This window comes from Sphingomonas sp. (assembly GCF_042096255.1).
In the GTDB taxonomy this organism is placed as follows: domain Bacteria; phylum Pseudomonadota; class Alphaproteobacteria; order Sphingomonadales; family Sphingomonadaceae; genus Sphingomonas.
Genome location: NZ_JBELLZ010000011.1, coordinates 17,592 through 40,158 on the forward strand (window position 1 = coordinate 17,592; position 22,567 = coordinate 40,158).

General features: G+C 69.7%; 23 protein-coding genes. 13 read left to right on the plus strand and 10 right to left on the minus strand.

What is annotated here, in order from left to right; genetic code table 11:
- Position 1 precedes the first annotated feature (1 nt).
- From ACFDTH_RS03750 to ACFDTH_RS03760, 3 genes are all read right to left on the minus strand, one after another.
- The gene (locus ACFDTH_RS03750) at positions 2 to 988 is read right to left on the minus strand and encodes a GSCFA domain-containing protein (protein WP_375286167.1); all 987 of its coding nucleotides are present in this window, start codon (positions 986 to 988) and stop codon (positions 2 to 4) included.
- A 199-nt stretch (positions 989 to 1,187) separates the two neighbouring features.
- Positions 1,188 to 3,221: a S46 family peptidase gene (locus ACFDTH_RS03755; protein WP_375286168.1), complete on the minus strand. Its 2,034-nt coding sequence runs from the start codon at positions 3,219 to 3,221 to the stop codon at positions 1,188 to 1,190.
- Between the two features lie 106 nt (positions 3,222 to 3,327).
- Entirely contained in the window at positions 3,328 to 3,732 is a 405-nt protein-coding gene (locus ACFDTH_RS03760) for a DUF1801 domain-containing protein (protein ID WP_375286169.1), read from the minus strand.
- Positions 3,733 to 3,808: 76 nt separating this feature from the next.
- Between ACFDTH_RS03760 and ACFDTH_RS03765 the strand changes: the two genes are divergently transcribed.
- Together ACFDTH_RS03765 and ACFDTH_RS03770 are read left to right on the plus strand one after the other, a co-directional pair.
- Positions 3,809 to 5,026, plus strand: a complete 1,218-nt coding sequence (locus ACFDTH_RS03765; protein ID WP_375286170.1) for an argininosuccinate synthase — start codon at positions 3,809 to 3,811, stop codon at positions 5,024 to 5,026.
- A 120-nt stretch (positions 5,027 to 5,146) separates the two neighbouring features.
- Positions 5,147 to 5,821 (plus strand): DUF4272 domain-containing protein, encoded by a 675-nt coding sequence (locus tag ACFDTH_RS03770; protein WP_375286171.1) that lies wholly within the window; start codon positions 5,147 to 5,149, stop codon positions 5,819 to 5,821.
- A 4-nt stretch (positions 5,822 to 5,825) separates the two neighbouring features.
- Here ACFDTH_RS03770 and ACFDTH_RS03775 read toward each other — a convergent pair whose 3' ends face one another.
- On the minus strand, positions 5,826 to 6,644 hold the full coding sequence (locus ACFDTH_RS03775; protein WP_375286172.1) for a metallophosphoesterase: 819 nt from the start codon (positions 6,642 to 6,644) through the stop codon (positions 5,826 to 5,828).
- A 136-nt stretch (positions 6,645 to 6,780) separates the two neighbouring features.
- Between ACFDTH_RS03775 and ACFDTH_RS03780 the strand changes: the two genes are divergently transcribed.
- The 5 genes from ACFDTH_RS03780 to ACFDTH_RS03800 are packed head-to-tail and all read left to right on the plus strand — an operon-like array spanning position 6,781 to position 13,423.
- Positions 6,781 to 7,035, plus strand: coding sequence for a hypothetical protein (locus ACFDTH_RS03780; protein ID WP_375286173.1), 255 nt, complete (start codon positions 6,781 to 6,783; stop codon positions 7,033 to 7,035).
- A gap of 2 nt (positions 7,036 to 7,037) precedes the next feature.
- Positions 7,038 to 8,591 (plus strand): L,D-transpeptidase family protein, encoded by a 1,554-nt coding sequence (locus ACFDTH_RS03785; RefSeq protein WP_375286174.1) that lies wholly within the window; start codon positions 7,038 to 7,040, stop codon positions 8,589 to 8,591.
- A 42-nt stretch (positions 8,592 to 8,633) separates the two neighbouring features.
- The gene (locus ACFDTH_RS03790) at positions 8,634 to 10,304 is read left to right on the plus strand and encodes a hypothetical protein (RefSeq protein ID WP_375286175.1); all 1,671 of its coding nucleotides are present in this window, start codon (positions 8,634 to 8,636) and stop codon (positions 10,302 to 10,304) included.
- Entirely contained in the window at positions 10,301 to 11,788 is a 1,488-nt protein-coding gene (locus ACFDTH_RS03795; RefSeq protein WP_375286176.1) for a hypothetical protein, read from the plus strand. The genes ACFDTH_RS03790 and ACFDTH_RS03795 overlap by 4 nt, the downstream gene beginning before the upstream one ends.
- A gap of 39 nt (positions 11,789 to 11,827) precedes the next feature.
- Positions 11,828 to 13,423, plus strand: coding sequence for a hypothetical protein (locus tag ACFDTH_RS03800; protein WP_375286177.1), 1,596 nt, complete (start codon positions 11,828 to 11,830; stop codon positions 13,421 to 13,423).
- Positions 13,424 to 13,426: 3 nt separating this feature from the next.
- Here ACFDTH_RS03800 and ACFDTH_RS03805 read toward each other — a convergent pair whose 3' ends face one another.
- The 4 genes from ACFDTH_RS03805 to ACFDTH_RS03820 all read right to left on the minus strand — a co-directional run bounded on the left by ACFDTH_RS03805 (position 13,427) and on the right by ACFDTH_RS03820 (position 16,158).
- Complete coding sequence (locus ACFDTH_RS03805) at positions 13,427 to 14,557, minus strand: GNAT family N-acetyltransferase (RefSeq protein ID WP_375286178.1); 1,131 nt, start codon at positions 14,555 to 14,557, stop codon at positions 13,427 to 13,429.
- A 220-nt stretch (positions 14,558 to 14,777) separates the two neighbouring features.
- Complete coding sequence (locus ACFDTH_RS03810) at positions 14,778 to 15,239, minus strand: RidA family protein (RefSeq protein ID WP_375286179.1); 462 nt, start codon at positions 15,237 to 15,239, stop codon at positions 14,778 to 14,780.
- Entirely contained in the window at positions 15,236 to 15,883 is a 648-nt protein-coding gene (locus ACFDTH_RS03815; RefSeq protein WP_375286180.1) for an HAD family hydrolase, read from the minus strand. Before ACFDTH_RS03815 ends, ACFDTH_RS03810 begins: the two co-directional genes overlap by 4 nt.
- Entirely contained in the window at positions 15,880 to 16,158 is a 279-nt protein-coding gene (locus ACFDTH_RS03820) for a DUF3572 domain-containing protein (protein WP_375286181.1), read from the minus strand. The genes ACFDTH_RS03815 and ACFDTH_RS03820 overlap by 4 nt, the downstream gene beginning before the upstream one ends.
- Positions 16,159 to 16,168: 10 nt before the next feature.
- Here ACFDTH_RS03820 and ACFDTH_RS03825 point away from each other — a divergent pair, with 10 nt between their 5' ends.
- The 3 genes from ACFDTH_RS03825 to ACFDTH_RS03835 all read left to right on the plus strand — a co-directional run bounded on the left by ACFDTH_RS03825 (position 16,169) and on the right by ACFDTH_RS03835 (position 18,349).
- Positions 16,169 to 16,531, plus strand: coding sequence for a response regulator (locus ACFDTH_RS03825; RefSeq protein WP_375286211.1), 363 nt, complete (start codon positions 16,169 to 16,171; stop codon positions 16,529 to 16,531).
- Positions 16,532 to 16,676: 145 nt separating this feature from the next.
- Positions 16,677 to 17,477 (plus strand): phosphodiester glycosidase family protein, encoded by an 801-nt coding sequence (locus tag ACFDTH_RS03830; protein ID WP_375286182.1) that lies wholly within the window; start codon positions 16,677 to 16,679, stop codon positions 17,475 to 17,477.
- Positions 17,459 to 18,349, plus strand: a complete 891-nt coding sequence (locus ACFDTH_RS03835; protein ID WP_375286183.1) for a hypothetical protein — start codon at positions 17,459 to 17,461, stop codon at positions 18,347 to 18,349. The genes ACFDTH_RS03830 and ACFDTH_RS03835 overlap by 19 nt, the downstream gene beginning before the upstream one ends.
- A gap of 87 nt (positions 18,350 to 18,436) precedes the next feature.
- Here ACFDTH_RS03835 and rpmG read toward each other — a convergent pair whose 3' ends face one another.
- Positions 18,437 to 18,604: a 50S ribosomal protein L33 gene (rpmG, locus tag ACFDTH_RS03840; protein WP_168135232.1), complete on the minus strand. Its 168-nt coding sequence runs from the start codon at positions 18,602 to 18,604 to the stop codon at positions 18,437 to 18,439.
- Positions 18,605 to 18,753: 149 nt separating this feature from the next.
- Between rpmG and ACFDTH_RS03845 the strand changes: the two genes are divergently transcribed.
- The 3 genes from ACFDTH_RS03845 (at position 18,754) to ACFDTH_RS03855 (ending at position 20,245) form a co-directional block, all read left to right on the plus strand.
- On the plus strand, positions 18,754 to 19,086 hold the full coding sequence (locus ACFDTH_RS03845; RefSeq protein ID WP_375286184.1) for a hypothetical protein: 333 nt from the start codon (positions 18,754 to 18,756) through the stop codon (positions 19,084 to 19,086).
- 21 nt (positions 19,087 to 19,107) lie between these two features.
- Positions 19,108 to 19,683 carry a TMEM165/GDT1 family protein gene (locus tag ACFDTH_RS03850; protein WP_375286185.1) on the plus strand — a complete coding sequence of 192 codons (576 nt, stop codon included), beginning with the start codon at positions 19,108 to 19,110 and terminating at the stop codon, positions 19,681 to 19,683.
- Between the two features lie 73 nt (positions 19,684 to 19,756).
- Positions 19,757 to 20,245 (plus strand): Dps family protein, encoded by a 489-nt coding sequence (locus ACFDTH_RS03855; RefSeq protein WP_375286186.1) that lies wholly within the window; start codon positions 19,757 to 19,759, stop codon positions 20,243 to 20,245.
- Between the two features lie 46 nt (positions 20,246 to 20,291).
- On the opposite strand, the gene pbpC is transcribed toward ACFDTH_RS03855, so the two are convergent.
- Complete coding sequence (gene pbpC / locus ACFDTH_RS03860) at positions 20,292 to 22,349, minus strand: penicillin-binding protein 1C (RefSeq protein WP_375286212.1); 2,058 nt, start codon at positions 22,347 to 22,349, stop codon at positions 20,292 to 20,294.
- Positions 22,350 to 22,567 lie beyond the last annotated feature (218 nt).

The following is a 22,567-nucleotide window of genomic DNA, read 5'->3' on the forward strand; positions in this document are numbered from 1 at the left end:
GTCAGACCCCGGCCTCGATGAGATCCTCGTCGCAGACGATCCCGCTCAGCCGCTCGATCTCGCGCGCCTGCATGTCGATCTGCTCGGCCGCCGGCGTCCGCGTGGTGCTGGCGCCCTCCGCGGTGTCTGACGCAACGTCGGCAAGGAAGTGGGCCGCAAATGCGTTCATCACGTAGGTAACGCCTTCGGGACGTACCTCGCGAAGATCGTCGGCCCAGAAGCGGCCGCGTGCATGCGGGCCGGTTATCATCTCGTACGATGGGAAATAGCTGACTCGCGGCAGCGCGCGGCTGGCCTCTTCTGCCACGACTCTTAAGGCCGCCTTGCTGTAGGTGGTCGCCGTCAACACGTGCTGCGCCTCAAACGTCGCCGCCAGCGCCACCGGCGAGACGGTCAGGATGATCCTGACCTCCGGATTTACACCGCGCAGGTCGGCAACGAAGCGGGAGAGGTCGTCGTACATTTCCCCGACGCCGAAGTTCGCGAAGGCCACTTCCGTATCTTCGGCGGACACGACGCCTGGAGCGAGCGGGAAGACCGATCCTTCCGCGGTGGAGATCCAGGCCTCGGTCAAGCCCAGCGTGAAGACGAAGACGTCGCACGTTTCAAACATCTCGCACACCGCGGCGAGATGTTCGGTCCGGTCGGCCGTCAGCTCGTCCAATGAAGCGAACCCTTCCGGCTTGATGTTCGGCCGGAACGGATCGACGAACCGTCCGTCCACACGCCGCCAGGCGGCTGTCGCGGGGCGAAACATGCCGTAGGCACGATCGAACAGCTGGCGCAGCTGCCGCACTGTATAGACGTTCCCATATCGCGCGGAGAACACGCCGAACTGGTCGCTTCCGGAAAAGTCGAATGCGGGCTTCGCTTCCGTCACCAGATAAGCGTAGCCGTCCTCGACCAGCCGGCGCGAGATATGCTGGGCGAAGCAGCTGCCGGCCGTGGCGATCCGGTGCCCGCGCGCGATCCGCCAGCCCGGATCCACCACCGGATCGACCGCCTCCGCCGCACGGCCCGATACGACGCGACGCCAGAACTGGTAGTCGGGCTTTCCCCGGTACGGGTGCGTCAAAGGGTAAACTCCGGTTCTTGGCATCGCGACCTAGCCGGGGCGCTGGGCCGAGAGCAAGCTTCCGGCACACAGCCCTCCGGACCCGGTCGGCTCTCCGCTCCAGGAGCCGTCGTCAGCGCGCCGCCAGTTCCTTCACCAGCGCGGGCGCGGGATACACTTTCTCCAGCGCCTGCTGGATCGCGGCAGTGGAAACCACCACGGTGCGGTTGAGCGCACCGTCATAGCCGAAGGCGCCGCCCAGCGAGTGGATGTTGCCGTCGAACGCCGCGCCGATCACCGAGCCGTCGCGCGCGATCACCGGCGAGCCCGAATTGCCGCCGATGATGTCGTTGGTGGTGACGAAATCAAACGTGCCGGCAAGGTCGAGCCGCGGTTTCGCCGCCTCAAAGCCTTTGGCGAGCTTGAACGGGTCCTGCCCGGTGGCGCGCTCGTAAAGGCCGGCGACCTTGGTCTGGTACGGCACGGGCCTGCCGCGCTCGGTCCAGCCGGAAACCTTGCCGTAGGAGATGCGCAGCGTGAAGGTCGCGTCCGGATAATTGTTGGCGCCATACGCCGCGAAGCGCGCCTTGGCGAGCTTGGCCTGCGCGGCGGTGATCGGGGCGGAGACCTCCGCCTCGTAGCGGCTGCGCACCGCACGCGCCTGGCCGTCGGTGGCCAGCACGAACTTGATCAGCGGATCGTTCGAGGTGCGGATCGCGGCCATGCCGCCGTCGAACAGCTGCTTGCGGACGGCGGGGTCGGCCAGCTTCGTGCCGGCGATCAGCCGCTGCGCCAGCGCCTCGGGCGAATCGCGGCCGAGCAGCACCTTCACCTGCGGGCTGTCCGCGGTCAGGTATTCGCGCGTCTTGGATAGCCAGAAGGCCATGTTGAGCTCTTCCAGCCACGGCGCATAGGGCGTTTCGTCGGTGAGGCGCTTTTCCAACAGCGGCAGCGCCGTATCGGTATAGCCGGGCAGCCGCGCGGCATTGGGCTTCTCGCGCTCCGCCGCGGCGCGGACCAGGTCGCGTGCCCAGCCATAGGGGATCGCGCCCCAGCCGGGCCGGCCTTCGAGGAAGAAATAGTCGAGGTAGATATCGCGCAAGGTGCGGTCTGCAGTGGCGATCGCATTCCAGGGCGCGGGGTCGCCCGCCTTGGCGCGCAGGTCCGCCTCGTTCGCGGCGAGCTTGGCGGCAAAGGCATCGTCGTCGAGCGCGCGCGCCTGGCCCCAATAGACCTTGTAGCTGTTCTCCGCGCCGAACAGGGCATCGGCGCCCTCGCGCGCCTTTTCGGGCGTTTCGGCGCGCGCCGAGATGACGCGGCCGCGATATTCGGAGAGCAAAGAGACGGTGAGCGGGATCGCCACCTCGCGCTGGAAGGCGAGCTGGTCCTGGGTCAGCAGCCGCTGGGTGCGGCCGGGATTGCCGACCACGAAGGTCGCCTCGTCCGCCTTCGGCGCGCGCGAGTTCCAGGTCAGATGCTGCGGCGTGGCAACCGGCTTGCCGTTCTCGTAGGCGCGCAGGAAGGCGCCATCGAGCGCGTAGCGGGGGAAGTTGAAATTGTCGGGGTCGCCGCCGAAAAAGGCCGCCGCGAACTCGGGCGCCCAGACCAGCCGCACGTCCGAATACTTCCGGTATTTGTAGAGCTTGTACTGACCGCCGCCGAACAGCGTAACGACCTGGCAGCGGGTGGTGGCGGTCTCGGTGCAGGCCTCCTTCTCGATGCCGGCGATGGCGGCGTCGCGCGCCTTGGTGAAGGCCTCGCCGGTGGCGGTGCCGAGCGCGGCGGTGACCCGCGGGGTCACGTCGGTGATCGCGGTGACCACCTCCGCCTGCTGGCCGGGGCATTTCAGCTCCTTGGCGCGATCGGTGGCGTTGAAGCCATTGGCGAGATAGTCATTGCCCGCGCTCGACAGGTCCTGCGCGCATTGCACCACGCAATGGTGGTTGGTGAGGATCAGCCCTTCCTTCGACACGAACGAGGCCGAGCACCCCCCGGTCAGCCGCACCGCCGCCGCCTGCACCCGATCGAGCCAGGCCTGGTCCGGGGCCCAGCCATAAGCGGACTGCATCTGCGCGGCGGGGAAAGCGTCGAAGGTCCACATGCCTTCGTCCGCAAGCGCGGGCGAGGCGAGCAGGGCGGCGGCAAGGACGGCGAGCGAGGTCTTCAAGGGTGGTATCTCCTGCAACCTGTGTGCTTTGCGCCTGTGTCGGGCGGGGGGCAAGGGTGGCCGTAGTCACGGACGTGCTCGCTTATTTCCACGAACGGGACGGGCTCTATGGCCACCGTCGCCGGTTGTCCGCCAGGCTGGCCGCGATCAGTTCCCGCAGCACCGCCATGTCCACGTCCGCCAGCGCCTTGATGTACACGCACGCCTTGCCGGTGGTGTGCCGGCCCAGTTTCGCCAGCAGGTCCGGGCGCTCGGGCGTGTCGCTCGCCAGATAGAGGGTCAGGGCCGCCTTGCGCGGGGAGAAGCCGATCCGGCACATCTCGCCGCTGCGGCCGCTTTCGTAGGTGTAGCGGTAGCGGCCGAAGCCGACGATCGCGGGGCCCCACATCGTGGCGGGCTCGCCCGACATCTCCGCCATCAGTGTGGCGAGCGCCTTCGCATCCACACTGCGCGGCGCGGCGTCGAGGAAGGTGCCGACCGCCGTGTCATTCGCCTGGGTCTTCGCCGCCATCACCGCCTCCCGGTTGCGCGGGGGGAGTGTCGACCGTAAGCGGCGGCGCGTCCAGCCATACCGCGAAGGTATCCCCATGTCCGATCAGATCAACCGTGTCGTCCTTGCCTATTCGGGCGGGCTCGACACCAGCGTCATCCTCAAGTGGCTCCAGCAGACCTATGGCTGCGAGGTGGTCACCTTCACCGCCGACCTCGGGCAGGGCGAGGAGCTGGAGCCGGCGCGCCAGAAGGCGCTCAACGCCGGGGTGAAGCCCGAGCACATCTTCATCGACGACCTGCGCGAGGAGTTCGTCGCCGATTACGTCTTCCCGATGATGCGCGCCAATGCGCTGTACGAGGGGCTGTACCTGCTCGGCACCTCGATCGCGCGGCCGCTGATCGCCAAGCGCCAGATCGAGATCGCCAAGCAGGTCGGCGCCGATGCCGTCAGCCATGGCGCGACGGGGAAGGGGAACGACCAGGTCCGCTTCGAGCTGGGCTATTACGCGCTGGCGCCGGACATCAAGGTGATCGCGCCGTGGCGCGAGTGGGACCTGACCAGCCGCACCCGGCTGATCGAGTTCGCCGAAGCGCACCAGATCATGGTCTCGAAGGACAAGCGCGGCGAATCGCCCTTCTCCACCGACGCGAATCTCCTGCACACCTCCAGCGAGGGCAAGGTGCTGGAGGATCCGTGGGAGGAAGTGCCGGACTATGTCTATTCGCGCACGGCGAACCCGGAGGACGCGCCCGACACGCCCGAGACGATCACCATCGATTTCGAGCGTGGTGATGGCGTGGCGCTCAATGGCGAGGCGACCTCGCCGGCCACCCTGCTGGCGAAGCTGAACGAGCTCGGCCGCAAGCACGGCATCGGCCGGCTCGATCTGGTGGAGAATCGCTTCGTCGGCATGAAGAGCCGCGGCATGTACGAGACTCCGGGTGGCACGATCTACGCGCTTGCCCATCGCGGCATCGAGCAGCTGACGCTCGATCGCGGCGCCGCGCACCTCAAGGACGAGCTGGCGCCGCGCTATGCCGAGCTGGTGTACAACGGCTTTTGGTTCTCGCCCGAGCGTGAGATGCTCCAGGCGGCGGTGGACCATTCGCAGCAGAAGGTGTCCGGCACCGTGCGGCTGAAACTGTACAAGGGCAACGTTTCGGTCACCGGCCGCCGCTCGCCCAACTCGCTGTACTGCGAAAAGGTGGTGACCTTCGAGGACGACCAGGGCGCGTACGACCAGCGCGATGCGGCGGGCTTCATCAAGCTCAATGCGCTTCGGCTTCGTCTGCTGGGGCGGCGGGACCGGTAACGTGCTGGCGGTCGCGATTGCCTTGGCGGTGATCGGCATCGCCGCCGCGCTCGCGCACCGCTCGCGCACCGCGCCCGCACGCGGCCTCTCGCCCCGCCGCCCGTTCCTGCGCTGCGGCTGGTGCCGGGCACGGCGGACCGCTTGCCCGACGTGCCCGCCGACTCGCTCGATCGCAAGCGCCGGTCGGACGCGCGGCTGCGTGGGGAGGGCGTGCCAGTGAACCTGTGGCTGCCGGTGATCGAATCGGAAGCCGATACCGCGCTCCCCTCTGTCGAGGAGGTGGCGATGCGTGGCGTTGCGACGCTGGTTGTCGCGGCGCGCGCCTCCGGCATGGCGCAGGAGCAGCTGGACGCGCTGGTGCGCGAATACCGCCTGGACGACTGGTTCTCGCCGGACGAGCGCGCCTTCATGGCGCACGCGGAGCCGCCCGCCGAGGAGCGCGGCATCCGCCGCTGGCGCTTCGAAGCGGCGAACGTGCTTTTCTGGGCGCTGGGCTTCGTCGGCCACCTCGGCGCGCCGACCGCGCAATGCGATCCGCGCGCGCTGGTCGCGCTGGTGCAGGGGCAGTCGCGCGCGGCGCTGCTTGCCGCCGCTCGGCCGCGCCCGGTGGCGGAGGTGCTGGACGAGGCGGACCTGATCTATCGCTATCGCTGGGCGCTGGTGGACGCGCGGATCAAGGATGCGGCCGCGCCCGCCGGGCTCGACGACGACGTGGCGATGGAGCGGCACCACGCGTTCAACTGGCTGGTCCAGCACGCCGACACCGACTGGGACGACATCTCGCTCGACACCTGAGCGGTCATTCGGGACCGAGCGTCACCAGCCACCAGTCGGGCGGGGCGCCGACGCGGATCGGGAGCATGCTGGTGCCCAGCCCTGCGCCGGTGATCACCGTGCGAATACCATCGCGGTCGATCCCGCAGGCGTAACGTTTGCCGGTGCGGGTGAAGGTCACCGGTGGGCCAAGCAGCGGCAGCGACACCTGGCCGCAATGGGTGTGGCCGGCGAGGACCAAAGGAAAGCGGCGCGACAGGTTCGGCACCACGTCCGGCGAATGGCTGAGCAGGATCGACGGGCCGCCCAGCGCCGCCGTTGCCTTTTCCATCGCAGGAATGTCGTCACGGCCGGTGAAGGCGTCGTCGGCGCCCGCCACGGTGACCGGCCCGGCGCGCACCGCCTGGTTGACCAGCACGCGCACGCCGGCCGCCTCCAGCGCGCGACGGATCGCGGGCGCATCGTGCCCATGATCGTGGTTGCCTAGCACAGCAATCGTGCCGAGCCGCGGCCGCAGCGCGGCGAACGGCGCGGCGATCTCGGCGGGCGGATAGGCGCGGGTGGCGAGGTGGCGGTCGCCAACGAAGTCGCCGGCGATCAGCACCAGGTCCGGCCTGGCGGCGTTCACGTCCGCGACCAGCCGGGCGACGCGCGCGGGCGGCACGTCCGGTCCGGTGACGTGGATGTCGGTGAGGAACGCGATCCGCAGCGGCGTGCGCAATCCCGGCAGCGCCACCCGCGCCTCGCGGCGGACCGGATCGGCCAGCGCGTTACGGTATCCCCACAGCGCCAGAAGCACGCCGGCGAGCGCCAGCAGCAGCAGGACGGACAGGAGGCGGCGCATGGCGCCCGATAGCGCACCATTCATCGGGGATACAGCCGCACCCTTGCCATGGTCGTTTCCACGCTGGAACGGGTTCGCATGCGGCCGCGTTTTGCGTATTCCGGCCGCATGCGGTCCTGTTGTTGAGGGAGCAATCATGAAGGGAACCCTGGTTCTGGCGCTTGCCGCCGCCACGGCGCTGAGCGCCTGCGCGAAGGACCGCGAGGAACTCGCGCCCGCGCCGCCGCCTCCAGGCGCGCTGATCGGCACCGTTGCCGCGGATCGTGACGGCGACGGTATCGTCGATGGCTATTACACCGCGGACGGCATGTACGTCGCCTTCCAGGCGCCGCCCTGCCCGCCGCCCCCGCCGCCCCCGCCGCCGCCCACCCCGCGCGGCGAACGAGGCTGACCTTGCGGCCCCGCGTCCGGGCGCGGGCCCGGCGCGGGGCCCTGTCTCTGCTGCTCGCCATCGCCGCGCCCGTCGCGGTGATGGCGCAGCCCGTCGATACCGAGACTAGGGACCAGTCGCGCGCGGTCGCGGCGGCGCTGCGCGATCAGGTAGGCGGGCGTTTCAAGGACGTCTATCGCCAGCGCGGCTATTGGCCGCTTTGGGTCACCGACGAAGGCCCTGCCCCGCAGGCCGAAGCATTGGTGTCGCTGATCGCCACCCTCCGCGCCGATGGCTTGAGCCCGGCACGCTACGACCTGCCGCGCCTGCGCCGGATGATCGAGGAGGCGCGCGGCGGCAATCCGCGCGCGCTCGCCGCCGCCGAACTGGCGCTGTCCACCGCCTTTGCCGAGATCGTGCGCGACATGCGCCGGCCAAGGGTTGAGATCCGCTACCTCGACGAGAGCCTCGAACCCGCGAAGCTCAGCCCGGAGACCGCGCTGCGCCAGGCGGCGCTGGTGCCCTCGCTGAACACCTATGTCCGCCAGATCGGCTGGATGAGCCCGCTCTACGTGCGGCTGCGCAGCGTGCTCGCCGAGGCGGGCGATGCCGACACGCCGCAGGTGACGATCCCCGACGGCGTGGTGATGCACCCCGGCGATCTCGGCCCGGAGGTGTCGCTGCTGCGCCGCCGGATGGGGCTGGCCGATGGCGACGTATTCGATCCCGAATTGGCTGGAGCGGTGCGTGCCTTCCAGCGTGCGCGCGGGCTGGGTGCGGACGGCGTGGTCGGTGCGCGCACGATCGCGGCGCTCAACGCGCGCAGCGCCGGCGGCGTCGACCGCGCCTTGCTCCACCTCAACCTGGAGCGTGCGCGGCTGCTGCCCGGCGCCTACACCCGGCACATCGTCGTCGACGCCGCCTCGGCGCGCCTGTGGTATTTCGGCGAGGGCGCGACCCAGGGGATGATGCGTGTGGTGGTGGGCACCGCCGAGACGCAGACGCCGATGATGGCGGGCGTGGTCCGCTATGCGACGCTCAATCCGTTCTGGAACGTGCCGGTAGACCTCGTCCGCAAGCGGATCGCGCCCAAGGTACTCGCCGGCCAGCGGCTGGAGGCGCTGGGCTACGAGGCGCTGTCGGACTGGACCGCGGACGCGCGCGTGATCCCCTCGTCCGAGATCGACTGGCGCGGCGTGGCCGCGGGCAATGTCGAGGCGCGGGTGCGCGAACTGCCGGGCAAGAGCAACTCGATGGGTCGCGTGAAATATATGTTCCCCAACGACATGGGCATCTACCTGCACGACACCAACGACAAGAGCCTGTTCGGCAAGCCCGACCGGCATTTCAGCAACGGCTGCGTCCGGCTCCAGGACGCCGACCGGCTGGGCCGCTGGCTTTTCGGGCGCAAGCTCCAGCCGGACGGCACCGCACCCGAGCAGCACGTACCGCTACCCGAGCCGGTGCCGGTCTACCTGATGTACTTCACCGCCAGCCCCGACGAGGACGGCGTGACCTATGCGGCGGACACCTACCGCCGCGATCCGCCGGCGCTGGAGCATTTCGGCAACGGCTGAGCCTCAAGCCGACGTTAACCATCCGGCTCTAGCCCTGCGCGCATGAACGTGCGCCGATCGGGAGCATGGCAGGACCTGACGGGCGCGGCGCTGCTGGCGGCGCTGCTGTGCGCGGTGTGGGCGGTGCGGGACTGGGCAGCGCTTTCCGCGCTGCACCTGCCCGACACTGACGATGCAGTGCGGCTCCAGCAGATTCGCGACTGGCTGGGCGGGCAGCGCGTCGGCGATCTCGCGCAGCATCGGCTTGGCAGCCCGCCGGGGCTGGAGATGCACTGGTCGCGGCTGCCGGATCTGATGCCGGGCGTGATCATCGCCCTGCTGACCGGCACATTCGGGCGGCATGGCGCCGAACTCGCGGCGGTGGTCATCTGGCCGGCGCTGCTATTCGCGGCGGCGCTGTGGCTGATCGCGCGGATCGCACGGCAGGTGGGCGCGCCGCCGGGGATCGCGCTTGTACTGGCGGGGCTCGCCTATCCGGCGACCAGCGTGTTCCTGCCGGGGCGGATCGATCATCATGGTTTGCAGATGGTGCTGGTGCTGGCGCTGATGCACCGGCTGCTCGCGCCGGCGACGTTGGCGAGCGGGGCGGTGGCGGGGCTTGCCGTCGCAACATCGCTGGCGATCGGGCTGGAAACCGCGCCGCTGCTCGCGGTGGCGGGTGGCGTGCTGGTGACCGACTGGGTGCGTGGCGATCGCGTGCGGATGCTCGGTTTCGGCGCGACGCTGGTGGCGGCGCTGCTGCTGAGCGGAGCGCTGCTGCGGACCGGCGGCTGGGACTATCCGGCCTGCGATGGCTTCGACCGGCAGCTGTGGCGCGCGGGGACGATTGCCGCGCTGGCGCCGCTGGTGCTCGGGCTGATCGGCGACCGGATGCGCGGGCGGTGGCGCGTGATCGTCGCAGCGATGGTCTGCGGCGCGGCGGTGGTGGTGGCGCTTGCGGCCTCACCGGCGTGTCTGCAACCCTATGGCGCGGTGGACCCGCTGCTGGCGCGCGCTTGGCTGGCGCAGGTGGGCGAGGCGCAGCCGCTGTTCGGCGCGTCGCTTGCCCAGGCGATCGGCTATGCAGGGCTGATGCTCGTGGGCATCGCCGTTGGCACGGTGTTGGCGTGGCGGACCGGTGGACGTGGGTGGACGATCCTGCTCGCCTTTCAGTTCGCAGCACTGGCGGTGACGCTGGTGCAGCTGCGCGGCGCCTATGCCGGCGCGCTGCTCGCCGTACCGGCGCTGGCGGCGACCATCGCGGCGGCGCGGCGGAGGGGCACGCTCGCGCTGGTGGCGGCATGGGTGGCGTCGGCGGGAATCCTCTATCCCATTCTTGGTAAGGCGCTGCCCTCGCGCCCGGAAGAGGGCGGAGTGGCACAGGCGCCATGCGAAAAGCAGGTGATGCTCGCACATCTCGCCACGCTGCCGCCCGGCTGGCTGCTCGCCTCGATCGACCTCGGCGCCTATGCGCTGGCAGAGACGCCGCACCGGGTGATCGCCGCACCCTATCACCGCAACACGACGGGCAATCTCGCGCTGCTCACCGTGGTGCAGGCACCGCTGCCCGAGGCAGCGCGGGTGACCCGGGAGTGGCAGGTCGACTATCTCGCGCTGTGCCCGGCCGATCTCGGCACGGGCGCGAACACCCTGGGCGCGGCCATCCGCGCCGGACGCGCGCCGGCCTGGCTCGTGCCCGTGGCGCCGCATCTCTACCGGGTGCGCCGCCCGTGACCGCGCGGCGCTGGTGGGAGACGCGCGGTTATGCGCTCGCTGCGATCCTCGCCTCGGCAATCCCCTTGCTGTGGCCCGCGCTGCCGCCGCTCGCCGACCTGCCGGGACATATCGGCCGCTACCACATCGCCGCCAATCTCGCGCGATCGGCGGACCTCCAGCGGCACTGGCTGTTCGAATGGGGACTGGTCGGCAATCTTGGGGTCGACCTGCTGGTTCAGGCGCTGGCGCCGCTGCTGCCCGCCGAACGCGCGGCAAAGCTGATGGTGCTGCTGATCCCGCCCTTGTGGGTGTCCGGGCTGATCGCGCTGTCGCGCCAGGCAGGCGGCGGGCGGCTGTCGCCCGCGGCGGCCTTCGCCTTCCCGCTGGCCTATGCCTATCCGTTTCAGCTCGGCTTCGTGAACTTCATGCTGGCGGGCGGGCTGGCGCTGCACGCTTTGTGGCTATGGGTGCGGCTGGAGGGGCGGCCGGGCCTGCGCGCGGGGGCGTTCGTACCGGCCAGCTTCGCATTGTGGGTTGCGCACAGCTTCGGCTGGGGGATGTTCGGGCTGCTCGCCTTCGCCGCCGAGCTGGCACGCCAGCGGCGCAGCGGGTGCGGCTGGGTCAAGGCGGCCGTACGCGCTGGGCTGCACTGTCTGCCGCTCGCGGGTCCCATGTTGCTAATGCTTGGCGGTCCGATGGGCGAGGGCGCCTTGTGGGACTGGAAGAGCAAGGCAAGCTGGATCGCCATCCTGCTGCGCGAGCGCTGGAAATGGTATGACGTCGGCTGCGCCTTCGTCCTGCTGGCGCTGTTGTGGAGCGCAGTGCGCGGGCGACGGCTGCGCTTCGATGCGGTGACCGGCGCGGGGGCGCTGCTCTGCCTCGCCGCCTTCGTCGCGCTGCCGCGGCTGATGCTCGACGGCGCCTATGTCGACATGCGGATGCTGGCGCCGGCGGTGGCGCTGGCGCTGGTCGCGATCCGCGTCGTGCCCGGCGAGACACGGCTGGCCGAGCGGCTGGCGCTGGCCGGCACCGCCTTCTTCGCGCTGCGGCTGACGACCTCGACGGCCGCGATGCTGCTGTTCGCGCGCGAGCAGCAGGTGGCGCTCGAAGCGGTCGATCGGCTGCCGCGCGGTGCCGCGGTGCTGGTGTTGGTGAACGAGGCCTGTGCCTCGCAATGGCACTCCGACCGGGTGGGCCACCTCGCCGGCATAGCGGTGGCACGGCGGGACATGTTCGAGAACGGGCAATGGGCGATCGCCGGGCAGCAGCTGCTGCGCGACCGGCACCCGGAGGCGGCGCCCTACCGCGCCGATCCGTCGCAGCTCGTGTACCCGGTCCACTGCGAATATCGGCCGACGCGTTTCGCCGAGGCAGTGCGCGATTTCGATCGCGGCACCTTCGGCTATGTCTGGACGCTCGGCTTCCCCGCCCGGCCACGGCTCGCGCGGGATGTGGAGTTGGTGTGGAACAACCGCATTTCAGCCGTCTATCGCGTCCGGTGAGCTTGCGGCTCAGGTATCGACGCGCCTAGAGGCGGGCAGATGCAGGGGGGCGAAACGCGACTTTGGTGGCAGACGCGGGCGTTTGTGATCGCCATGGCGATCCTCGCGACCGTGCCGCTGATGTGGCCGGACATTCCGCCGCTGGTCGATCTGCCCGGCCACATGGGCCGCTTCCGCGTCCAGCTGTCCTCGGACCAATATCCCTGGCTGCGCGACTGGTATGATTTCCGCTGGTCGCTGATCGGCAATCTCGGCATCGATCTGGCGATCATCCCGCTTACTCCGGTGTTCGGGCTGGAGCTTGCGGTGAAGCTGGTGGTGATGGCGATCCCGGCGCTCACCGTCGGCGGTCTCCTGTGGATCGCGCGCGAGGTGCATGGTCGCATCCCGCCGCACGCGCTGTTCGCGCTACCCTTGTCGTACAGCTTCCCGTTCCAGTTTGGCTTCGTCAACTTCGCGCTGTCGATGGGGCTGGCGCTGTGCCTGTTCGCGCTGTGGCTGCGCATGGCGCGGCTGGCAGCGGTGCGGCTGCGCGCGGCGGTGTTCGTGCCGCTCTCCTGCCTGCTCTGGCTGTGCCACACCTTTGGCTGGGGCGTGCTGGGCGTGCTAGCCTTTTCCGCCGAGATGATCCGCCAGCACGACCTGCGCAAGAACCGCCAGTCGGGCCATTGGGTCGAGAGCTGGCTGCGCGCCGGGCTCGGCTGCGTGCCGCTGGCGCTGCCGATGGTGCTGATGGTGGCGTGGCGATCGGGTGACCATGTCACCGGCGAGACCGCGGACTGGTTCAACTGGCATGCCAAGATGCAGTGGGTGACCATGGTGTTCCGCGACCGCTGGCTCGGCTGGGACATGGCGAGCGGCGCCGTGCTGCTGCTGGTGCTGATCAAGGCGCTGCGCGACCCCAATGTCCAGTATTCGCGCAACCTGGGGCTGTCCGCCGTCTTCCTGGTCGCGGTGTTCCTGCTGCTGCCGCGGATCGTGTTCGGATCGGCCTATGCCGACATGCGGCTGGCGCCCTTCATGCTCGCGATCGCGGTGCTGGCGATCCGGCCCAAGCCGGCGATGACCGCGCGGCACGCCACGATCATGGCGGTGCTGGGCCTCGCCTTCTTCCTGGCGCGGACCGCGGGCACGACGGCGAGCTACGTGATGTTCGACCGCGTCTACGACCGGGAGCTCGCGGCACTGGACAAGCTGCCGGTCGGCGCACGCCTGGTCTCCTTCGTCGGCATGCGCTGCAACAATCCCTGGGTGATGTCACGGCTGGAGCATATGCCCGCGCTGGCGCTGGTGCGGCGCGCCGCTTTCTCCAACGACCAATGGTCGATGGCGGGGGCGCAACTGCTCACCACCCGCTATCGCGCTGCGAAGGGCTTCGCGCACGACCCGTCCGAGATTGTCACGCCCTTCCAATGCTCGCGCGAATGGTGGCGGCCGGTGAACCGGGCTTTGCTCCAGTTCCCGCGCGACGCGTTCGACTATGTCTGGATGATTGAGCCACCCAGCCACGATCCGCGCATGCTCCGCGACCTGAAGGAAGTGTGGCGCGATGGATCGAGCGTGCTCTACCGTGTCGATCGCTCGGTGCCGCCGCCCGAGTTCGATCCGGCGACCATGGACAAGCGCTGGTGGTGACGTTCAGCCGCGTTTGAACGGCGTCATCGTGCCGAGGAACGCCTGTTCCTGAGCCACCGCGGCACGCTCGCGCACGAGGAAGTCGGCGACGGCGCGGCGGAAGCCCGCATCGGGGAGATAGTGCGCCGACCAGGTCGGCACGGGGACATAGCCGCGCGCGAGCTTGTGCTCGCCCTGTGCTCCCGCCTCCACCGTGCCGAGCCCGCGGGCGATGGCGGCGTCGATCGCCTGGTAATAGCACAGCTCGAAATGGAGGAAGGGCACGTCCTCGGTGCAGCCCCAGTAGCGACCATAGAGCGTGTCCGCGCCGATCAGGTTGAGCGCGGCGGCGATCGGCACGCCGTCCCGCTCGGCGAGGATCAGCAGCACCCGGTCGCCCAGTGCCTCGCCTAGCAGCGGGAAGAACGGGCGGGTGAGATAGGGCTGGCCCCATTTCCGGCTGCCGGTGTCCTGGTAGAAGGTCCAGAAGGCGTCCCATTCGCGCCGGCCGATCTCAGTGCCGGAGAGGTGGCGGATGGTGAGACCCTCCACCGCCGCCTCGCGCTCCTTGCGGATCGCCTTGCGCTTGCGGCTGGCGAGCGTGGCGAGGAAATCGTCGAAACAGCCGAAGCCATGGTTCTGCCAGTGATATTGCGTACCCTGGCGGATCAGCCAGCCGGCGCTCTCGAACAACTGCAACTGGTCCGGTACGACGAAGGTGGCGTGGGCGCTCGACAGGTCGTGCCGATCGACCACCGACTCGATGGCGGCGACCAGCGGTGCGGCATAGGCCGGGTCGCGCAGCAGCAGGCGGGGGCCGGGCACGGGGGTGAACGGCGCCGCAAGCTGGAGCTTGGGATAGTAATTGCCGCCGGCGCGCTCCCACGCGTCCGCCCAGCTATGATCGAAGACATATTCGCCCTGGCTGTGGCTCTTGGCATAGGCCGGGCCGACCGCGGCGGGGCGACCGTCCGGGCCGTCCACCACCACCGGCACCGGCTGCCACCCGCTGCGCCCGCCGACGCTGCCCGAGTCCTCCAGCGCGGCAAGGAAGCCGTGTGAGACGAAGGGGTTGGCGGTGCCGGCGCAGGCATCCCAATCGGCGGCCGGAATGTCGCGGACGCCGGCGGCGATCCGGGCGGTGAGCTGGGTCAATCTATAGGTCCGTTCGATCTGGGTATGCCCTCACCCCGTTCGTCCTGAGGAGGGACTGAGCGGAGCGAAGGGCCGTCTCGAAGGACATGTGGTTCGAGACAGTGATGGGTGGAAGTGCCCCCAGCACTTCCAGGATCGTACGGGGGACGATCCGACCCATCACTCTTCGACAAGCTCAGCCTCTCCTCACCACGAGCGGTTCATGGATGAAACAGGCGGATCAGGCCACCTCGACCACCGCGTCCACCTCCACTGCGGCCCCGAGCGGCAGCACCGCGACGCCCACCGCGGAGCGGGCGTGGCGGCCGGCGTCGCCGAACAGCGCCACCATCAGCTCGCTGGCGCCGTTCGCCACCTTGGGCTGGTCGGTGAAATCGGGCGCCGAGTTGACGAACACGCCGAGCTTCACGATCCTTTTCACCCGCGACAGGTCCCCGAGCGCCGCCTTGAGCTGCGCGACCAGCATCAGCCCGCAGCGCTGCGCCGCATCCTGCCCCTCCTCCAGCGACACGCCGTCGCCGAGCCGGCCGGTGACGACTTGGCCGTCTCGGAACGGCAGCTGGCCGGAAACGTGGAGCAGCCCGCCCGCCTCGACCGCCGGAACATAGGCGGCGACGGGCGCGGCGGCCTGGGGCAGGGTGAGGCCGAGCTCTTCGAGCTTGCGGTCGATGTGCGTGGTCATGCCGGCTGGGTGTCCTTTGCCTGGGCTGCGGTCAAGCCCGACGCGAAGCGTGCGGCGATCCACGGCAGCGCCTCCTGCCAGTCGTCGATCCGTGCGTGCGCCTCGGGCGCGGGCGGCACGCCGGGTGAGAGCGCGGGCTCCGACACCATGTGCAGGCGGTGGACCTCAGGTGCGTGCTCGGCGACCGAAGCGTGGTGGTGCGGCAGGTCGTCGACGAAGACGGTGACCGGATCGCCATGCTCGGCGACCAGCCGCGCCACCGGACCACCCTTGCCGCCCTGGTTGCACTCGACCCGGTGCTCGATCCCGAACGCCGAGAGCTGCTCGATCCGCGCCTGACGGCAATCGTCCTGGAGGTTGGTGAGGATGACGATGTCCGCCTGCGCCGCAAGCTTGGCGAGCGCTTCGCGGGCATGCGGCACCAAGGTCTGGCGGTGCATCTGCGAGGGAAAGAAGCCGCCGAGGAAGCCGAACAGCTCGTCTTGCGCGATCGGCGCGCCGTTGCGGCGGCGCATGTTCTTCGCCAGCTCCCACGAGTCGACGGTGAACTCGATGTCGTGCGCCTCGTCCAGCCAGGTGCCGAAGTGGCGCACCATGTGGAGCAAAACCTCGTCGCAGTCGCAGATCAGCAGCGGGCGGGTCATGCGAGAGCCTCCTGCGCGGCGACCAGCCGCTCGGGCGCCACGCCCAGCGACTCGGCACAGGCGACAAGGTCGGGCTGGTGCGCCTGGAGGAAGGCGAGCGCGGCGCCGAGCACCGCGGGATCGCCGGCGCGGGCGCGCAGGTCGGCCGGGTCGAGCCCGGTCACGTCGAGCAGCCTTTGCGCCCGCGCCGGATCGCCGAGCATCCACGCCAAGGCCTGGAGCGCCAGCACCTGCGGGTTTGTGTCGGCGGGCGGCTTCTCGTAGTCACGCAGCATGGCGGATGTCGTGGCGAAACGGGTGCTCGTTGTCGAGGACAACGAACTCAACCTGAAGCTGTTCTGCGACCTGTTGCGCGCGCACGGCTTCGCGGCGGAGCCGGTGCGCGACGGGCGCGAGGCGGTGGCGCGGGCGCGGGCGGTGCGGCCGGACCTCGTGATCATGGACATCCAGATGCCGCACGTCACCGGCGACCGGCTGATCCCCGAGCTCAAGGCCGACCCCGACCTCGCCCATGTGCCGGTCATGGCGGTGACCGCTTATGCCGGCCGCGAGGACGAGGAGCGCATCCGCGCCGCGGGCGCGGACGCCTATGTGTCCAAGCCGATCGGCCTGGCGCGCTTCGTGGAGGCCGTGCGCACGCTGGTGTGAGGTCGCGTTGCGGCCCCAATCCAAGTTTTCACAGCGCATCTCTCCTCACGCGAGATCATGGTCGGCGCGGATTGTTCGGCAGAGTTCTTTCGAGCGGCAGACCATTGCTGTATGATCGGATAGACTCGGTCGTGGGGGGCGCACGATGCGATTACTTCTGCTCGGCATCCTGCTAGGCACGTCATCCGGCGCCCTTGCTGGAGATGCTTTCTTCGCGCGAGACTTCTCCACCACCCATTACGCAACTTCACGCAGCGGCGGCGTCGGTCTGAGTATCTGGACGCTGACCCGACGTCGGCCCGCCGGCGCCACGCCGATCGAACTCGTGCTGGTGACCATGGCAAAGAATACTGCGCACGCGCGGATCGTGCCGGTCGCCCGCGGAGGCGCCAGCACCGAATTGTTCGGGCCCGCGCTATGTCCTGGCGGCGTGGCGGTGAACGGCGGCTTCTTCTTGCGCCAAGGCGAGGCTCGCAAGCCGCTGGGCCTGGTGCGCGTGGATGGGAGGACGCTCTCGAAGGCGTCGCGTCGGCGTTCGGGCGGAGTGCTGGCGATCCGCGGCGGCGAACTGCAGGTGCTGCCGCGCCGAAATATCGCCGAGGCCCTTGCGGCAACGGATGCAATCGAGTCGACTCCCCTTGTGATCGAAGCGGGGCGCAATGCGATGCGCTCGGATGACAGGATTAGGTTCGATCGCGTGGCGATCGGACGCGCGACGGATGGCGGCGTGCTGATCGTGGGCGCTTTCGGGAAGAACCAGGACAGCATTTCCTTGTGGGAGCTTGGCGTCCTCGCACGCGCGGCGATGAAGGCCCGGGGCGGTACCGTGCGTGACCTGCTGGCATTGGACGGCGGGCCGAGCGCTCATATCGCCATCGGCGACCGGCTGTTCGGCTATCGCGGCCCTGCCTATCTTCCCAACGCCATATGCCTGACACCGCGGTGAGCACTCTGGCCGAACGCGCCAAGGCGTTCTTCTCCAGCACGGCCGGCATGATCGGCAGTGCGGCAGCGGCGGCGCTGGTGGCCGGCGTGACGGCGGCAATGAGCCCGATCGGCGACTATCTGCGCAACCAATTGTGGCCCGAAAGGATCGTCGTGGACCAGTCGATCGCCGTGGTCGAGCGCGCGCCGGTCCCGCTGAGGGTCGCCCTGACTGACCTGTCGGCCGGCTCCGGCCTGTCCGGAGGTCGCGTCTCGATTCGCGAGCCTGAGGATGGATCGGTGGTGCTGCACGGTCCGTCCACCTTCTCCTATCCCGAGGCGGAGGGATCGATCGATCTGGTGCCGGAAGGCGGGCCGACCGTCGAGGGACGGGTGCCCGGCCGCAGTCGCCTTACGGTCACCGTACAGACCAATCGCGGGCGCAGTTTCCAGGGGCATATCGACGTGCGCACCACGGCATCCCGGCCGGTGGCGTCCAGCAAGAATCTCTCCGCCGACGCCTGGATCATCCTTCTCAATCGGCGTGAGGGCGCGATGACCCTGCACGAAGAGGGTAACCGCTTCACGGGCGAAGCGGAAATGGCAGACGACGAGGTCTTTAGCGTCAAGGGGTGGCGCGATGGTGAAACGTTCCACGTCGCCTTCTACGCGCGGGAACAATCCGGGCACCCCGCCTATACGGCGGATGGGCAGTATTGCGAGAAGAACGGCTGGCTGATCGTCAACGCCAAGACGATCACCTATCGGGCTGGCGTCCCGACCCCCAACCCCGTGCCGCTACAGACCATGCGGGAGCGCTGTCCGGGGTTCCCGGCAAGCCTCGCGCCATTGGACGGAGACGGCACGTTCTTCGCCTCAGTGGCGACGCACTGAACGACGAAAGCCGCAGGCGTGGTCGCCTGCGGCTTTGGATCCCGGCCAATTACGGGATGAGAACAGTCGCTTACGCGACTCGTTGGTTCACTTGATCTTGGCTTCCTTGAACTCGACGTGCTTGCGCGCGACCGGGTCGTACTTGTTGAACGACAGCTTCTCGGTCTTGGTGCGCGGGTTCTTCTTGGTGACATAGAAGAAGCCGGTGTCGGCGGAGCTCACCAGCTTGATCTTGACGGTGGTCGGCTTGGCCATGAGCCCATCCTTGCAAAGCGAATCGAGTAAACGGAAAACAGCGGCGAACCCGGGGCACGCCGCTGGCAGGCGGGGGCGCATGGCGTATGCGGGCAGAGAAGTCAACCGGAGGCACGTGTTTACGTCGCCTTGACCACATCGCGCGCAGGATGCCCGGCGCAAGGGGACAGGTGATGGTCGAGGCAATGGTCGAGGGTATCCGGGCCGATCTTTTCCGCCGCATTGGCGCGATTGAATGGCGCGGCGGGCCGGGGCGGATCGCGGGCGAAGTGGATGCGATGCGCCGGATCGCGCAGCGCCACGGCCTACGCGCCGCAGAAACGGTGGCGCAGGCGCTGGAGGGCGCGCTGGCGCGGGGCGAGCGCGGTCCCCTGGTCCATGCCTGGCTGGGGCTGCTGCGCGAGGCGGTGGCGAGCGAGCGACAGGACGAGGCGGCGGGGCGCGCCTATGCCGCGGCCTGCGCGGTGCGCCAGTGTCGCTGAACCGGACTTGATAGACCTGCCATGGACGCTCTGATGGCGGCGCTGGTGCTGGGCGCCCTGGTCCAGCTTGGCGATCGGACACCCTGGCTCGCGGCGATCCTGGCGGACCGGTTCCGCAGCCCCGGCACGGTGCTTGCCGCGGCGGCGTTGGCCCTCGCCGTGAACAATGCGGTCGGCGTGGTCGGCGGCATGCTGGTCGCGGGATTGCTGACGCCGAGCGCCAAGCTGCTGCTGCTCGCACTGGCCCTGCTGCTCGCCGGCCTTTCGACGGGCCTGCGCGGTAAGGCGCCGGACCGGCTGACCGGATGGACGCTCGGCGCGTTCGGCACCAGTGCGCTCGGCCTCACCATCCTGGCGTTCGGCGACCGGATGCAGTTCGTCACCGCCGCGCTGGCGGCGCGCGGCGCGGTGCCGTGGCTCGCCGCGGTGGGCGCGACGCTGGGCGCATTGGCGGTGTGTGCGCCCGCGATCCTGATCGGCGAGAAGCGCTGGGCGGCGCTGCCCTGGCTGCCGGTGCGGCTCGGCGTGGGCGGTGTGCTGGTGGTGGCGGGAGTGTGGACCGGCCTGTCGGCGCTGCGGCTGATCGGATCAGCGTGATCGATCTTTCGAGCGGATAGATTCGCGCGGTCGGTTGTTGCACAAGCGAACCGACTTTCAGGAGACCCATGCCGTGACCAGCCCCGCGCTCGACACCCCCACCGATCTCGCGCGCAACGACACGCGCTCCGTCGCCGATGCGCTCAATGCCTCGCTGGCGGACTGCTATGCGCTGTACCTCAAGACCAAGAACTTCCACTGGCACGTCTCGGGCCCGCATTTCCGCGATTATCACCTGATGCTGGACGACCAGGCCGCCCAGATCCTGGGCGTGACCGACGCGATCGCCGAGCGCGTGCGCAAGACCGGCAACACCACCCTGCGCTCGATCGGCGACATCGGCCGCCGCCAGACCATCGTCGACAACGACCGAGAATTCGTGTCGCCGGAGGACATGCTGGCCGAATTGCGCGACGACAATCGCAAGCTGGTGGAGAGCTTCCGCGCGGTGAAGACCGCGGCGGAGGAAGCGGGCGACAATGCGACCAGCGGCATCGTCGACGAATGGACCGACCAGGCCGAGGAGCGGGCGTGGTTCCTGTTCGAGGCATCGCGGCGGTAATGGCCCCTCGTCATCCCGGCAAAGGCGGGGATGACGGATGTGGCGTTCACCGCATGGTGAACCACACCTCGTCCACCGGCTTGCCCGCGAGGTCCACCAGTCGCAGCCGGTGCCGCCCCGGCGCGATCGCGAGCATGCTGGTCGCCTGTGCGGGCCCGGCGTCGCGGCCGTCGATCGACAGGCGCAAGGTCTCCAGCGCGCCCGTCGCGGAGATCGCGAGGCGCTGGCGAGCCGGTGGGATGTCCGGATCGAGTGCATAGACGCTTCCCGAGACCGGCGAGGTCACCCGCGGGCGGCGCGCGGCGAGCGGCGCGGCGGCCACGCGGCTCATGCCGGTGCCGGCGACGAACCATTCGCGGCGCGGCGGCTCGTGCGTGGCGGTGAAGCGCACCAGGCGCTGCTCGATCCCGGCGGGGCGGGGCGGCGCGCCGGCGCCGCCCAGCGCGGTCATCACGTCGCGCCACACCGGCGCCGCGCCGCTGGTGCCCGATACGGCGCGCATCGGATCGCCCTCGACGTTGCCTACCCATACCGCGACGGTGTGGCGCGGGGTGAAGCCGATGCACCAGTTGTCGCGCATCGCCTTAGACGTCCCCGTCTTGGCCGCCGCCCAGAACGGCAGGCGCAGCGCCGAATCGATCCCGAAGGTAACGCTGCGCGCGTTCGCATCCGCCATCATGTCGTCGACGATCCAGGCGGCCTGCGGTGAAAGCAGGCGGCGCGACGCGGTTCGGGGCGCATCGGCGGTCAGGCGCGGCGCCGACCAGCGGCCGGCATTGGCAAGGCTGCGGTAGGCGTTGGCCTGTTCGAGTAACGTCACCTCCGCCGAGCCAAGCGCCAAGCTGTAGCCGTAATAGGCGCCGTCCTCGACCAGCCCGCGATACCCCGTGTCCCACAGCCGGTCGCGGAATGGCTCCACCCCGACGAGCAGGAGCGTGCGCACCGCGGGCACGTTGAGCGAACCCGCCAGCGCGACCCGGGCGGAGACCGGGCCCTTGAAGCCGCGGTCGTAGTTCTGCGGCACGTACAGCCCGGAGGCGGTGTCGAGCTGGACGGGCGAATCGTCCAGGATCGAGGCGGCGGTCAGGTACCCGCGCTCGATCGCCTGCGCGTAGAGGAAGGGCTTCAGCGTCGAGCCGGCCTGACGGTAGGCGGCCGCCGCGTCTACCGCCGGGGCAGTCGAGGCGCCGCCGATGCCGCCGACATAGGCGAGCACATCGCCGCTGGCGTTGTCCATCACAATCACCGCGCCGTCGCGCGCGCGCGTACCGCCCAGCCCGACGAGCTGGCGGCGCAGCGCGGCGGCGGCGAGCCGCTGAACGCGCGCGTCAAGCGTGGTGCGGATGCGCAAGCCGGGGGTCTTGAGCAGCCGGTCTGCAAGGTGCGGCGCCAGCCCCGGATCGAGCTGGAGGCTGCGGGCGGGGCCCAACATGGAGGCGGCAGCGGCGGCGAAGCGGGCGCAGTTCGCCGCACGGGCGAGCGCACAGGCGCGGGCGGCGATCTGGCGCGCGTCCGCCTGCGGCTGCGGCAGCAACGCCGCAAGCAGCAGCGCGTCGTCGCGGGTCAGCGCCTGCGGGGTCTTGCCGAACAGCCCCAGCGCCGCCGCGCCGATCCCCTGCGCCTCGCCGCGAAAACCGGCAAGATTGAGATACGCCTCCAGCACCTGGTCGCGCGTCCAGTCGCGGCCGAGCGCGCGGGCGGCACGGAGTTGGCGGAGCTTGTCGAGCAGGCCGCGCGCACCGGGTCGGGCGAGATCGGGGGACAGGAAGCCGGCGACCTGCATCGCCAGCGTGCTGGCGCCGCGCGGGCGCTTGCCCTCCACACGGTCGCGCGCCGCGGCGGCGATCGCAAGCCAGTCTATGCCGCGGTGCCGGGCGAAGCGGCGATCCTCTGCGGCGATCACCGTAGTGCGCACCACAGGGGCGATGTCGTCGAGCGGAGTCCAGGCGAGGCGCCGGGCGGCGAAGTCGATGCGCGAGGAATCAAGCAGACGATCGTGCCGGTCGTACAGCCAAGATTCGGAGGGGTGCCATCGCGCGTGAACCTGCGCGAAGGCGGGCAGCGGCGGCGGGCGGGTCATCCAGTCCGCTCCGCCAAACAGCATCGCGAGCGTAAGGATCAGCGCAGGAACGCGCCATTCGCGCTTCACGCGCCGCTCCTGCGGGCAGTTGATCGGTGCGGGGCGCCGGAAGCATGGGGCACGCGGCGAGCAGAACCCCTCCACGGCCGCAAACGCAAGAGGTTGAGCCCGCCATTGCCACGCCGCCGGGGAGCGCGAGCCCGCTGGTAGGTCCGCCGGTCCGGCCGCCGCGTTGGAGCCCA

Excerpts from the sequence above, each read along its gene's own strand:
- ACFDTH_RS03835 (WP_375286183.1), top strand. The coding sequence starts at position 17,459 with ATGCCTGACACCGCGGTGAGCACTCTGGCCGAACGCGCCAAGGCGTTC.
- ACFDTH_RS03810 (WP_375286179.1), bottom strand. The coding sequence starts at position 15,239 with ATGACCACGCACATCGACCGCAAGCTCGAAGAGCTCGGCCTCACCCTG.
- ACFDTH_RS03845 (WP_375286184.1), top strand. The coding sequence starts at position 18,754 with ATGCCCGGCGCAAGGGGACAGGTGATGGTCGAGGCAATGGTCGAGGGT.
- ACFDTH_RS03760 (WP_375286169.1), bottom strand. The coding sequence starts at position 3,732 with ATGGCGGCGAAGACCCAGGCGAATGACACGGCGGTCGGCACCTTCCTC.
- ACFDTH_RS03775 (WP_375286172.1), bottom strand. The coding sequence starts at position 6,644 with ATGCGCCGCCTCCTGTCCGTCCTGCTGCTGCTGGCGCTCGCCGGCGTG.
- rpmG (WP_168135232.1), bottom strand. The coding sequence starts at position 18,604 with ATGGCCAAGCCGACCACCGTCAAGATCAAGCTGGTGAGCTCCGCCGAC.
- ACFDTH_RS03815 (WP_375286180.1), bottom strand. The coding sequence starts at position 15,883 with ATGACCCGCCCGCTGCTGATCTGCGACTGCGACGAGGTTTTGCTCCAC.
- ACFDTH_RS03850 (WP_375286185.1), top strand. The coding sequence starts at position 19,108 with ATGGACGCTCTGATGGCGGCGCTGGTGCTGGGCGCCCTGGTCCAGCTT.
- ACFDTH_RS03765 (WP_375286170.1), top strand. The coding sequence starts at position 3,809 with ATGTCCGATCAGATCAACCGTGTCGTCCTTGCCTATTCGGGCGGGCTC.
- pbpC (WP_375286212.1), bottom strand. The coding sequence starts at position 22,349 with ATGCTGTTTGGCGGAGCGGACTGGATGACCCGCCCGCCGCCGCTGCCC.
- ACFDTH_RS03820 (WP_375286181.1), bottom strand. The coding sequence starts at position 16,158 with ATGCTGCGTGACTACGAGAAGCCGCCCGCCGACACAAACCCGCAGGTG.
- ACFDTH_RS03800 (WP_375286177.1), top strand. The coding sequence starts at position 11,828 with ATGCAGGGGGGCGAAACGCGACTTTGGTGGCAGACGCGGGCGTTTGTG.
- ACFDTH_RS03790 (WP_375286175.1), top strand. The coding sequence starts at position 8,634 with ATGAACGTGCGCCGATCGGGAGCATGGCAGGACCTGACGGGCGCGGCG.
- ACFDTH_RS03780 (WP_375286173.1), top strand. The coding sequence starts at position 6,781 with ATGAAGGGAACCCTGGTTCTGGCGCTTGCCGCCGCCACGGCGCTGAGC.
- ACFDTH_RS03830 (WP_375286182.1), top strand. The coding sequence starts at position 16,677 with ATGCGATTACTTCTGCTCGGCATCCTGCTAGGCACGTCATCCGGCGCC.